This window comes from Pseudomonas sp. LG1D9 (assembly GCF_002949995.1).
GTDB classification, from domain to species: Bacteria; Pseudomonadota; Gammaproteobacteria; order Pseudomonadales; family Pseudomonadaceae; genus Aquipseudomonas; species Aquipseudomonas proteolytica.
Map to the genome: position 1 here is coordinate 3,741,655 of NZ_CP026881.1, position 12,518 is coordinate 3,754,172.

11 protein-coding genes are annotated in these 12,518 nt (G+C 61.5%); 5 read left to right on the plus strand and 6 right to left on the minus strand.

The genetic code is table 11. The annotated features are described in order from the left end of the window. The 3 genes from C5F71_RS17520 to C5F71_RS17530 all read right to left on the minus strand — a co-directional run bounded on the left by C5F71_RS17520 (nt 1) and on the right by C5F71_RS17530 (nt 2,272). Complete coding sequence (locus C5F71_RS17520) at nt 1-960, minus strand: DUF523 and DUF1722 domain-containing protein (protein WP_083335493.1); 960 nt, start codon at nt 958-960, stop codon at nt 1-3. A 113-nt stretch (nt 961-1,073) separates the two neighbouring features. Then, nucleotides 1,074-1,289 (minus strand): TIGR02450 family Trp-rich protein, encoded by a 216-nt coding sequence (locus tag C5F71_RS17525; protein ID WP_070996794.1) that lies wholly within the window; start codon nt 1,287-1,289, stop codon nt 1,074-1,076. Beyond that, the gene (locus C5F71_RS17530) at nt 1,286-2,272 is read right to left on the minus strand and encodes an NAD(P)/FAD-dependent oxidoreductase (RefSeq protein ID WP_029295620.1); all 987 of its coding nucleotides are present in this window, start codon (nt 2,270-2,272) and stop codon (nt 1,286-1,288) included. The genes C5F71_RS17525 and C5F71_RS17530 overlap by 4 nt, the downstream gene beginning before the upstream one ends. A 196-nt stretch (nt 2,273-2,468) precedes the next feature. Between C5F71_RS17530 and C5F71_RS17535 the strand changes: the two genes are divergently transcribed. Both C5F71_RS17535 and hemH read left to right on the plus strand, forming a co-directional pair. Next, nucleotides 2,469-3,368 carry a TIGR01777 family oxidoreductase gene (locus C5F71_RS17535; protein WP_070996797.1) on the plus strand — a complete coding sequence of 300 codons (900 nt, stop codon included), beginning with the start codon at nt 2,469-2,471 and terminating at the stop codon, nt 3,366-3,368. A gap of 14 nt (nt 3,369-3,382) precedes the next feature. Beyond that, the gene (gene hemH / locus C5F71_RS17540) at nt 3,383-4,405 is read left to right on the plus strand and encodes a ferrochelatase (protein WP_029295616.1); all 1,023 of its coding nucleotides are present in this window, start codon (nt 3,383-3,385) and stop codon (nt 4,403-4,405) included. Nucleotides 4,406-4,505: 100 nt separating this feature from the next. Here the strand turns inward: hemH and C5F71_RS17545 are convergent, their stop codons facing one another. The 3 genes from C5F71_RS17545 to algW all read right to left on the minus strand — a co-directional run bounded on the left by C5F71_RS17545 (nt 4,506) and on the right by algW (nt 8,575). Beyond that, nucleotides 4,506-5,225 carry a DUF4198 domain-containing protein gene (locus C5F71_RS17545; RefSeq protein WP_070996798.1) on the minus strand — a complete coding sequence of 240 codons (720 nt, stop codon included), beginning with the start codon at nt 5,223-5,225 and terminating at the stop codon, nt 4,506-4,508. 12 nt (nt 5,226-5,237) lie between these two features. Continuing rightward, nucleotides 5,238-7,346, minus strand: a complete 2,109-nt coding sequence (locus C5F71_RS17550) for a TonB-dependent siderophore receptor (RefSeq protein ID WP_104911616.1) — start codon at nt 7,344-7,346, stop codon at nt 5,238-5,240. Nucleotides 7,347-7,420: 74 nt separating this feature from the next. Beyond that, entirely contained in the window at nt 7,421-8,575 is a 1,155-nt protein-coding gene (gene algW, locus C5F71_RS17555) for a Do family serine endopeptidase AlgW (protein ID WP_092233571.1), read from the minus strand. Nucleotides 8,576-8,677: 102 nt separating this feature from the next. Here algW and C5F71_RS17560 point away from each other — a divergent pair, with 102 nt between their 5' ends. The 3 genes from C5F71_RS17560 (at nt 8,678) to cysN (ending at nt 12,511) form a co-directional block, all read left to right on the plus strand. Beyond that, nucleotides 8,678-9,436 (plus strand): Nif3-like dinuclear metal center hexameric protein, encoded by a 759-nt coding sequence (locus C5F71_RS17560; RefSeq protein ID WP_029295607.1) that lies wholly within the window; start codon nt 8,678-8,680, stop codon nt 9,434-9,436. Between the two features lie 249 nt (nt 9,437-9,685). Continuing rightward, entirely contained in the window at nt 9,686-10,603 is a 918-nt protein-coding gene (gene cysD, locus C5F71_RS17570; RefSeq protein ID WP_029295601.1) for a sulfate adenylyltransferase subunit CysD, read from the plus strand. A gap of 9 nt (nt 10,604-10,612) precedes the next feature. Further along, a complete protein-coding gene (gene cysN, locus C5F71_RS17575; RefSeq protein WP_029295599.1) occupies nt 10,613-12,511 on the plus strand; it encodes a sulfate adenylyltransferase subunit CysN in 1,899 nt (632 codons plus the stop codon). Nucleotides 12,512-12,518: the final 7 nt, after the last annotated feature.

The window sequence follows — 12,518 nt, forward strand, 5'->3', positions numbered from 1 at the left end:
TTAGATCGCATTACGCAGGCTGAGATTTTCCGGATGGGGCTGCAGGTACGCCTGTTGCGCGATGTAGCGGTCCGGGTGTTGGCGAAAGTGATGTTTGAGCAGGGTCAGCGGCACCACCAGCGGCACGATGCCGTGACGGTATTGGCCGATCAGGGTCTGCATTTCTTGTTTGTCGTCGGCGCTGAGGGCTTGCTTGAGGTAGCCGCTGATGTGTTGCAGCACGTTGGAATGGGTGCCACGGGTCGCGCACTTTTTCAGTGCGCTCATCAGCTCAGTGAAATAGTCGCTGGCCAGGGCTTGCAGGTCGCAGCCCTTGCCCATGCTGCCCAGCAGATGACCCAGGCTCTTGTAGTGGGCCGGGCTGTGGGCCATCAGCAGGTATTTGTAGCGCGAGTGGAAGGCCAGCAGGCGATGACGGGTCAAGCCCTCTGCCAGCAGTTGCTGCCAGGTGGCATACACAAACACCCGCGTCAGGAAATTTTCGCGCAGCACCGGGTCGTGCAGGCGACCGTCTTCTTCCACCGGCAGGTTGGGGTGGCGGGCACAGAAGGCCTGGGCATAGATACCGCGCCCGCCGCCATCCACCGGGGTGCCGTTGTCGCGGTAGACCTTGACCCGTTCCAGGCCACAGGACGGCGACTTCTGCATGAAGATGTAGCCGCACAGGTCGGTATGCTCGGCGGCCATTTGTTGACCATAGGCGTCCAGCGGCGCGGTTACATTCAATTCACGGTGCACGGTGCCCACGGCTTGCGGTTGCTGCGGATCGCCCACCAGGCGAATCGGCTCGCGGGGGATGCCCAGGCCAATGGCGACTTCGGGGCACAGCGGCACGAAGTCAAAGTATTCACCGAGTGTCTGGCTGCACAGGGGGGATTGCTTGTGCCCGCCGTTGAAGCGCACGTTTTCGCCAAGCAGGCAGGCGCTGATGGCGATCTTGGGTTTGCCGGTGGCGGACACTGGGGTGGACATGGCAAAACCTCTACAAGATTCCTGTACAGAATTTAATTTCTGTACAACTAAATCTCATCATAGGTCTGAGGCTGTACAAGTCAAATTATTTGTACAGGTTTTTACGTCCAGCCGATTTTCCAGCGCTCGGCATCTTGCAGGCTTTGCCAGGCCAGGCGCTCTGAACGGCGGGTGAGGACGGCTTGCAGTTCAATCTCCAGCACGCTGCCTTCGTCATCGCGAAACAATTCGGTGACCAGGAAATGTTTTTCCTTGTGCCGAGGTTGCGTGGCTGTCCATTTCGAGAGCAGCAATTTCGCCGGGTTGATGCGGTTCATTGCAGGTGTTCGAGCAGGCGCCGCGCCGCTTCCTGGCCGCTGAGCCATGCGCCTTCGACCCTGCCGGACAGGCACCAGTCGCCACACACGTACAACCCCAGGTCGGCGTCCGCCAGCACGCCCCATTCATGGCTGCCCGCGGGGCGGGCGTATAGCCAGCGGTGGGCGAGGCTGAAGGAGGGCGCCGGCATGCTGCAGTGCAGCAATTCGGCAAAGGCGCCGTGCAGCAATTCGATAATGGCTTCCTTGGGCAGGTCCAGGTGCTTTTTACTCCAGGCACTGCTGGCATGCAGGATCCAGGTGTCGGGCGTGGCATCGCGCCCGGGTTTGCTGCGGTTGCGGGCCAGCCAATCCAGGGGGCTGTCCTGTACAAAGCAGCCTTCCATGGGGGTATCCAGCGGCGTGTCGAAGGCCAGGGCGATGGCCCAGGTCGGGTCCATTTTCACCCCGGCGGCAGTGCTCGCCAGTTTCGGCGCTGCCGCCAGCAGAGCGGTGGCCTGGTGCGCCGGGGTGGCGATGATCACGTGGCTGAAGGGGCCGTGGTTGCCGCCATCGGCGTCCAGCAGGTTCCAGTGTTGCTGGCCCTGGAACACTTCGGTGATACGGCAGCCAAACTCCACCGGCAGGTCATCGAGCAGGGCGCGGGTGATGGCGCTCATACGCGGGGTGCCGACCCAGCGGGTCTGTTCGTCCGGGGAGGGGCTCAGTTGGCCGGATTGGCAATTGTAGAGTTGCGGCTCCCACTCGGCAGCCCAGCCATTGGCTTGCCAGCGTTGGACTTCATTGACGAAACGTCGGTCGCGCGCGGTGAAATACTGCGCGCCCAGGTCCAGTGCACCGGCTTCGCTGCGCTTGCTGGACATGCGTCCGCCACTGCCGCGGCTTTTATCGAAGAGTTGTACAACGTGCCCGGCATCTTTTAGCGCTCGGGCGGCCGAAAGTCCGGCGATGCCGGTACCGATGATCGCGATAGGAACAGTCATGGGAGGCCTCGTTTTACCGTTGGGTACAGACTACGCCGACACCAATAGCTGTACAATATTGTTTTTTGGTATAAGTTTCGGCATGCCTGAATGTGTCGCGTGACCTATGGTTAAACCTAGGTTGCGCCGATTAAAAAGATCCCTGCTTATAAAATAGACCAGCGACGCTCGGCCAACGTTACAGGAGGAAGATCTCATGCACATTTTGCTGACCGGCGGTACGGGTCTGATCGGCCGCCAGCTCTGCCAACACTGGAGCGCCCAGGGGCATCGGTTGACGGTCTGGAGCCGCAACCCCACTCAGGTCGCCGCGCTGTGCGGTGCGCAAGTGCAGGGCGTCGCCCGTTTGCAGGATGTAACGCAGCCGGTGGATGCGGTGATCAACCTGGCTGGCGCGCCGATTGCCGACCGCCTCTGGACCCACAAACGCAAGGCGTTGTTGTGGAGCAGCCGGATCAGCCTGACGGAAACCCTGCTGGCCTGGCTCGAGGGCCTGGCAGTCAAACCTGCGGTATTGATCAGCGGCTCGGCGGTGGGCTGGTACGGCGATGGCGGTGAGCGTGAGCTGACCGAAGCCAGCGGCCCGGTGCAGGACGATTTCCCCAGCCAGTTATGCATCGCCTGGGAAGAAACCGCCCAGCGTGCCGAAGCTTTTGGCCTGCGGGTGGTGCTGGTGCGCACTGGCTTGGTGCTAGCGGCTGAGGGCGGCTTTTTGTCGCGGCTGTTGCTGCCCTTCAAGCTGGCGCTGGGCGGGCCTATCGGCAATGGTCGGCAGTGGATGCCGTGGGTGCATATCAAGGATCAAATCGCCCTGATTGATTTTCTTCTGCATAAACCTGACGCCAGCGGTCCTTATAATGCCTGCGCACCACAGCCGGTGCGTAACCGCGAGTTTGCCAAGACCCTGGGCCAGGTCCTGCACCGCCCGGCGTTCATGCCCATGCCGGCGTTTGCCCTGCGGCTGGGGCTGGGCGAGTTGTCCGGGTTATTGCTGGGGGGGCAGAGGGCAGTACCCGAGCGGCTGTTGGCTGCCGGTTTCATTTTTCAGTTCACTGATTTGCACGCGGCCCTGGACGACTTGTCCAGCCGCCTCTAGAGATAGGATGTTGCATGACGGATCACGCGTTGTTACTGGTCAACCTGGGCTCACCGGCGTCCACTTCGGTGGCCGATGTGCGCAGCTACCTCAATCAGTTTTTGATGGACCCCTATGTGATTGACCTGCCGTGGCCGGTCCGGCGCTTGCTGGTGTCGCTGATCCTGATCAAGCGCCCCGCGCAGTCGGCCCATGCCTACGCCTCGATCTGGTGGGACGAAGGCTCGCCGCTGGTAGTCCTCAGTCGCCGCCTGCAGCAGCAGATGACCGCCCAGTGGACGCAGGGTCCGGTGGAGTTGGCGATGCGCTATGGCGAACCCTCGATCGAAAGTGTACTCACCCGCCTGGCCGGGCAGGGCATCAGCAAGGTCACGCTGGCGCCGCTGTATCCGCAATTTGCCGACAGCACCGTGACCACGGTGATTGAAGAAGCGCGACGGGTGGTGCGGGATAAGCAACTCGACCTGCAGTTCTCGATCCTGCAACCGTTCTACGACCAGCCGGAATACCTCGACGCCCTGGTGGCCAGTGCCAGGCCGCACTTGCAGCAGGATTACGATCACCTGCTGTTCAGCTTCCATGGCCTGCCGGAACGGCACCTGAACAAACTCAACCCTGGGCATTCGCTTGAAGGCAGTGGTGACTGCTGCGCCAATGCCTCGCCCGAGGTGCGCACGACGTGTTATCGCGGGCAGTGCTTCAGCGTCGCCCGTGACTTTGCTGCGCGCATGGGCCTGCCGGACGATAAATGGTCGGTGGCGTTCCAGTCGCGCCTGGGCCGGGCGAAGTGGATCGAACCCTACACCGAGGCACGCCTGGAGGCACTGGCCCAGCAAGGGGTGAAGAAGTTGTTGGTGATGTGCCCGGCGTTTGTCGCCGATTGCATCGAGACCCTGGAAGAGATCGGTGATCGCGGGCTGGAGCAGTTCCGCGAAGCCGGGGGCGAGGAGTTGGTGTTGGTGCCGTGCCTCAATGATGATCCGCAATGGGCGGTGGCGCTCAACACCTTGTGCGAAAGAGCGCCTGTCAGCCTTTAGCGTGGCAGCGGGCTGGTGTGGGAGCTGATGTGGAAGCTGGCTAGTTCCCACCCAAACCAGCCCATGCACAAGCCAGCTCCCAGATGGGTTCACTGGGGGGTTATTCGTGGTGCGGTTGGCCGAGGAAGGTCAGTGAGCTGAACAGCGCACGGGTCTGGATCTCGCTATCACCTTGGACCGGTACTTCCACCTGCGCCGCAATCACATTCAACGCCTCGTTGCGCACCAGTACCTGGGCCCGGCCATCCTTGTCGGTCTCGGTGCTCAAGGTGTTCGGCGCGCTGCGGTAGTCGCCAATCAACTTGATCCCCGCAGCAGGCTTGCCATCGATCAACACCCGCACCGGCAGCGATTTGCCAGGGCCAACGGTAAGCGGATCGACCTCGGGCACGATCACCATCCTCAATTGATCCAGCTTGGGCAACTTGGCTCCGGCCTGATAGATCGCCAGGCTGTACTTAAGGGCCTGGGTGGTTTCGAGGGCGCCGGGTACTTGGCTGCGGCCCTTGTTCACCCACTTCTTGTCCGGGGTTTGCGACCACAAGCCATTATCAAACGCCACCGCCAGCACCGCAGGCGGCTTGAGCGGTTGCAGGCGCGCCTGGTCGTCCAGGCGTTGCACCGTCACCGGGATCATCCGGCCACTGGGGTCATAGGCCCAGGCACCGCTGACCTTCTTCGCCTTGAAGGCTTCGTCTTCGGCACCGTGGCCATAGACCACCTCGATATGGCCCCGGCGTTGCTCGGTCCACAGGCCATGGGCCGAGACCTGGGTGGCGAACAGCAGACCGAGCACGGCCAATGATTTGAGCGCTTGCATGGGGACGTCCTTTTACAGGTTGAGGGTCAGGCTGACGGTGAAGTTGCGCGGCTCTCCGGGGTTGACCCAGTAGTTGCTGTAGGAGCGCTCGTAGTACTTTTCGTCGAACAGGTTGTTGAGATTCAGGCCAACGGTGACGTTATCGCTGGCTTTGTAATGGGCCAGCAGGTCGACGGTGTGGTAGGCCGGCAACTCGAAGCTTTTGCCAGCCTCGCCCGAACGGTCGCCGACATAAGTAAACGCCGCGCCCACGTCAGAGCCGCGCAGGGCGCCATCCTGGAACTCATACACGCCCAACAGGCTACCACTGCGCTTGGCCACGCCGAGAATGCGGCTGCCGGTGGGCACGTCTTGGTCGCCCTTGGTTACTTCTGCGTCGATGTAGGCAAAGGCGCCAATCACCCGCACGGCATCAGTCAGTTGCCCGGTCAATTGCAGGTCGAAACCCTGGCTGCGGGCCTTGCCGATGGCGCGCTTGGTGTCGGTGGCCGGGTCCGTGGCCAGGGTGTTTTCCTTCTCGATATGGAAGGCGGCGAGGGTGGTGCTCAGGCGGTCGTCGAACAGCTCGCTCTTGATGCCCACTTCATAACCGACACCTTCCTCGGGCTTGAGGAAATTGCCGGCGGCGTCCAGCTCGCTTTGTGGTTTGAACGAGGTGGAGGCGTTGGCAAACAGGCCCACTTGCGGGGTCAGTTGATACAGCAGGCCGGCCCGCTGCGTCATGACGTCGTGGGTTTTCTGGCTCTTGGCCCCGTTACGGGTGAAGTCCTCTGAACGTTGCTCGACGTGCTCCAGGCGAATGCCAACCACACCGCGCAGGCGCTCGGTAAAGACGATCTGGTCTTGCAGGTTCAGCGCCTGGCTTTTCACCTGGGTGAAAAAATCACTGCCCGAGCGCTGGCCATTGGGCTTGGGCTGGCCATAGACCGGCCGGTAGATATCAATCGGGTAACTGCCGGCGATGGCGGTCACCCGTTCTTTCTTGCGGTAGTCCTCGTACTCGGTGCCGATCAGCAGTTCATGCTGCCAACTACCCACCTCGAACAGGCCGCGCAGTTCCAGTTGGGTGATGCTGTCGTGCCAACCCATGGAGCGTTGGCGGTAGCGGCGGTTGACGGTATGGCCATCGGCATTCAGCGCACGGCTCTCCGAGGCTTCGCCCCACAGGCTGCCCTGTTTGTAATGGCTGGCCAGGCGCAGCTTCCAGGCATCGTTCAAGTGATGCTCGAGGGTGGCTTGCAGACGGTTGTTGTGGTTGTCGATATCGCCATCGTTGGGCTCGCCGAGGAAGGTCGAGCGCGACATGCCGCTCCAACGGTTGTTGGGGGCCACGATGCCCCGGTCGAAGGTCGAGCTGTGGCGCACGAACTCACTCTCCACCAGCAGGCTGGTGTCCGGGTCCAGTTGCCAACTGAAGGAGGGCGCAACAAACACCCGCTTGCTCTGCACGTGATCGCGGAAGCTGTGGTTGTCTTCCACTGCCAGGTTGACCCGCGATAACACACGGCCTTCGCTGTCCAGTGGGGTGTTGATATCGACGGCGGTGCGGTAGCGATCCCAACTGCCGGCGCTGGTCTGTACGGTGGTGAAGGCGTCGGCTTGGGGCTTCTTGGTGACGATGTTTACGGTACCGCCGGGATCGCCACGGCCATACAGGCTGGCGGCGGGACCCTTGAGCACTTCGATGCGTTCGATATTGGCCGTGTCCGGCGTACTGGGGTAGCCGCGGTTGGCGCTGAAACCGTCCTGGTAGAACTGTGACGTGGTGAAGCCGCGAATGCTGTACTCGTAAAGGGTCAGGCCGCCGAAGTTGTTCTGCTTGGACACGCCGCCGGCAAACTCCAGGGCGCGCTCGACGTTGTTGCTGCCCAGGTCCTTGAGCACTGTGGCGGGAATCACACTGATCGATTGTGGGATATCGCGCAGGGCCGTGTCGGTCTTGGTCGCGCTGGCCGAGCGGGTCGCGCGGTAGCCCTGGACCGGGCCGGTGGCAGATTCATACGCCTCACCGGTGATGCTGGTGGTGCCCAACTCAAGGGTGTTGGTGTCTTCTGCAAACACCGGGTCCACCAGCAATCCCAAGGCGAGACCGGCCAGGGGCGCAAACTTTCGAGACGTCATGGTCTAACATTCCAATATCAATATTGAAATAATATAACATGACTGTTGAGAGTGTATCTCTTTAAGAACGCCCTTTATTCTTGCTCTTTAACCGGTGCTGGCGGCGGCCGCAGCCCCACTTCGGCCAGGAGTTTGATCTCTTTGCCGTTGCGCATGACCTGGATCGCGACCTTTTCCGTTGGCTTGATCCGCGCCACTTGGTTCATCGAACGACGGCCATCGCCAGCCGGTTCGCCGTCGATGCTGAGGATCACATCGCCCACCTGCATCCCGGCTTTTTCCGCTGGACCGCCGCGCAGGATGCCGGCAATGACAATGCCGGGGCGCCCGGTCAGGCCAAAGGATTCGGACAGCTCCTTGGTCAGCGGCTGCACTTCAATCCCCAGCCAGCCACGGATCACCTGGCCGTGCTCGATGATTGACTTCATCACTTCCATCGCCAGCTTTACCGGGATCGCGAAACCAATGCCTTGGGAGCCACCGGACTTGGAGAAAATCGCGGTGTTGATGCCCGTCAGGTTGCCGCTGGCATCCACCAGCGCGCCGCCGGAGTTGCCTGGGTTGATTGCTGCGTCGGTCTGGATAAAGTCTTCGTAGCTGTTGAGGCCCAACTGATTACGCCCGGTGGCGCTGATGATGCCCATGGTCACGGTCTGGCCGACGCCGAACGGGTTGCCGATGGCCAGCGCCACATCGCCGACGCGCAGGCCTTCGGAGCGGCCGATGGTAATGGAGGGCAGGTTCTTCAGGTCGATTTTCAGCACCGCAAGGTCGGTTTCCGGGTCGCTGCCCACCACCCGCGCCAGGGTTTCGCGGCCATCGCGCAGGGCCACCACAATCTGGTCGGCGCCGGTGCTCACATGGTTGTTGGTCAGGATGTAGCCTTCCGGGCTCATGATCACCCCGGAGCCGAGGCTCGATTCCATGCGGCGCTGCTTGGGCGAGTTGTCACCGAAAAAACGCCGGAACTGTGGGTCTTCAAACAGCGGATGCGCCGGTTTATTGATGACTTTGGTGGTGTACAGGTTGACCACCGCAGGCGCCGCGACCACTACCGCATCGGCATAGGTCACCGGGCCCTGTTGCACCGCGTTGGTTTGCGGTGCCTGTTGCAGGTTGACGTCCAGGCTTGGCAGGCCGACCCATTGCGGATAACGCTGAATGATCAGCATCGCGATCAGCACGCCGGCCAACAATGGCCATCCAAAAAAACGCAGCGCCTTGAGCATCAAGTAAGTCCTGACAGGTTGCAGGGGGCGCGGGAGCGCCCATAATGTCGCGCATTATACGAGGCCGCGAGCGCCTCTGAACGGGATATTTAGGAGTCTTTTATGGCCGTCGCCCTGAGCACCCTGGTTGAAGAAGCGGATCGCTACTTGAACAGCGCAAAAATTGCCGATTACTGCCCCAATGGCCTGCAGGTCGAAGGGCGGCCGCAGGTGTTGCGTATTGTCAGTGGCGTGACTGCCAGCCAGGCGCTGCTCGATGCAGCCGTCGAGGCCAAGGCCGACCTGGTGCTGGTGCATCACGGCTATTTCTGGAAAGGCGAAAGCCCATGCATCACCGGCATGAAGCAGCGCCGCCTCAAGACCCTGCTCAAGCACGACATCAGCCTGCTGGCCTACCACCTGCCGCTGGACCTGCACCCGGAAGTGGGCAACAACGTGCAATTGGCCCGTCAGTTGGACATCACCGTCGAAGGCCCGCTGGACCCGGACAACCTCAAGGTTGTGGGCCTCGTGGGCTCCCTGGCCGAGCCGCTGTCGGCGCGCGATTTCGCCCGTCGTGTGCAGGAAGCCATGGGCCGCGAGCCGCTGCTGATCGAAGGCAGCGCGATGATCCGCCGCGTGGGCTGGTGCACCGGCGGCGGTCAGGGCTACATCGACCAGGCCGTGGCGGCCGGAGTCGACTTGTACCTGAGCGGCGAAGCTTCAGAGCAGACCTTCCATAGCGCCCGTGAAAACGACATCAGCTTCATCGCCGCCGGCCATCACGCCACCGAGCGTTACGGCGTGCAGGCCCTGGGCGACTACCTGGCCCGGCGCTTTGCCCTGGAACACCTGTTCATCGACTGCCCCAACCCGATCTAAGCCTCCATTGCGTCCACTATAGGAGCCGGCTTGCCGGCGATGAGGCCCTTGAGTCATGCATTGATTTCAAGGACGCCATCGCCGGCAAGCCGGCTCCTACGGGGCGATGTACGGCCAAACGAGGCGGTATATCCATATACCGTTTCGATCTAGCTGGCTCCCTGAATAGAAGAAGGTGCTGTGCTAGCATGCCTCGCTCGAACACGGCCCGCAGGCCGTCCAAAAAGAATCGTTTTTCCGTGAGTAGCCATGGTCGACAAACTGACGCATCTGAAACAGCTGGAGGCGGAGAGCATCCACATCATCCGTGAGGTTGCCGCCGAGTTCGACAACCCGGTAATGCTCTACTCCATCGGCAAAGACTCCGCCGTGATGCTGCATCTGGCGCGCAAGGCATTCTTCCCGGGCAAGCTGCCGTTTCCGGTGATGCATGTGGACACCCAGTGGAAATTCCAGGAAATGTACAAATTCCGCGACCGCATGGTCGAGGAACTGGGCCTGGAACTGATCACCCACGTCAACCCGGATGGCGTCGCGCAGGGCATCAACCCGTTCACCCACGGTAGCGCCAAGCACACCGACATCATGAAGACCGAAGGCCTCAAGCAGGCCTTGGACAAGTATGGTTTCGACGCAGCATTCGGCGGCGCCCGTCGCGATGAAGAGAAATCCCGTGCCAAAGAGCGCGTGTACTCGTTCCGCGACAGCAAGCACCGCTGGGACCCGAAAAACCAGCGCCCTGAGCTGTGGAACGTCTACAACGGCAACGTCAACAAGGGCGAGTCGATCCGCGTGTTCCCGCTGTCCAACTGGACCGAACTGGATATCTGGCAGTACATCTACCTCGAAGGCATTCCCATCGTGCCGCTGTACTTCGCCGCCGAACGGGAAGTGATCGAGAAGAACGGTACGCTGATCATGATCGACGACGAGCGCATCCTCGAGCACCTGTCCGACGAAGACAAAGCCCGTATCGTCAAAAAGAAAGTACGTTTCCGTACCCTTGGCTGCTACCCGTTGACGGGCGCGGTGGAGTCCGAAGCCGAGACGCTGACGGACATCATCCAGGAAATGCTCCTGACGCGAACTTCCGAGCGCCAGGGCCGTGTCATCGACCACGATGGCGCCGGCTCCATGGAAGACAAAAAACGTCAGGGTTATTTCTAAGGGGTTGTCATGTCGCACGTATCTGATTTGATCAGCGAGGACATCCTCGCTTACCTGGGCCAGCACGAACGCAAGGAAATGCTGCGCTTTCTGACCTGTGGCAACGTCGATGACGGCAAGAGCACCCTGATCGGGCGCCTGCTACACGACTCGAAGATGATCTACGAAGATCATCTGGAAGCTATCACCCGCGATTCGAAGAAAGTCGGCACCACCGGTGACGACATCGACCTGGCATTGCTGGTCGACGGCCTGCAGGCCGAGCGTGAGCAGGGCATCACCATCGATGTGGCCTACCGCTATTTCTCCACCGCCAAGCGCAAGTTCATCATCGCCGACACCCCTGGCCATGAGCAGTACACCCGCAACATGGCCACCGGTGCCTCCACCTGTGACCTGGCGATCATCCTGGTGGATGCGCGCTACGGCGTGCAGACCCAGACCCGTCGCCACAGCTTTATTGCTTCGCTGTTGGGCATCAAGCACATCGTCATCGCGATCAACAAGATGGACCTCAACGGTTTCGACGAGAGCATTTTCGAATCGATCAAGGCCGACTACCTGAAGTTTGCCGATGGCATCGCGTTCAAGCCGAGCACCATGGCCTTTGTGCCGATGTCGGCGCTCAAGGGCGACAACGTGGTGAACAAGAGCGAGCGTTCGCCCTGGTACACCGGCCAGTCGCTGATGGAGATCCTCGAAACCGTCGAGATTGCCAACGACCGCAACTACACCGACCTGCGGTTCCCGGTGCAGTACGTCAACCGTCCGAACCTGAACTTCCGTGGTTTCGCCGGCACCCTGGCCAGCGGCATCGTGCACAAGGGCGACGAAGTCGTGGTGCTGCCGTCGGGCAAGAGCAGCCGCGTCAAATCCATCGTCACCTTCGAAGGTGAACTGGAACACGCAGGCCCCGGCCAGGCCGTGACCCTGACCATGGAAGACGAGATCGACATCTCCCGTGGCGACCTGCTGGTGCATGCCGACAACGTGCCGCAAGTCACCGACGCCTTCGACGCCATGCTGGTGTGGATGGCCGAGGAGCCGATGCTGCCGGGCAAGAAATACGACATCAAGCGCGCCACCAGCTACGTGCCGGGTTCCATCACCAGCATCGTGCACCGTGTGGATGTGAACACGCTCGAAGAAGGCCCGGCCAGTGCCTTGCAGTTGAACGAGATCGGCCGGGTCAAGGTCAGCCTCGATGCGGCCATCGCCCTGGACGGTTACGCCAGCAACCGCACCACTGGCGCCTTTATTGTGATTGACCGGTTGACCAATGGCACCGTGGCGGCGGGCATGATTATCGCGCCGCCGGTCAGCCATGGCAGCGCAGCGCAGCACGGCAAGTTGGCCCACGTGGCCACCGAGGAACGCGCCCAGCGTTTCGGCCAGCAGCCAGCCACCGTGTTGTTCAGTGGCCTGTCGGGCGCTGGCAAGAGCACCCTGGCCTATGCGGTCGAGCGCAAGTTGTTCGATATGGGGCGTGCGGTGTTTGTGCTCGATGGGCAGAACCTGCGCCATGACCTCAATAAAGGTCTGCCGCAGGATCGTGCCGGGCGTACCGAGAACTGGCGTCGTGCCGCCCACGTGGCGCGTCAGTTCAACGAAGCCGGCTTGCTGACCCTGGCGGCCTTTGTGGCGCCGGACGCCGAAGGCCGTGAACAGGCCAAGGCGTTGATCGGCAGTGATCGTTTGCTCACCGTATACGTGCAGGCATCGCCGCTGGTATGTGCCGAGCGTGACCCGCAAGGCCTGTACGCCGCCGGTGGGGATAACATCCCTGGCGAGTCGTTCCCCTACGACGTGCCGTTGAATGCCGACCTGGTGATCGACACCCAGGCCCTGTCGTTGGAAGACAGCGTCAAGCAAGTGCTGGAACTGTTGCGTCAGCGCGGCGCGATCTAAACCGCGC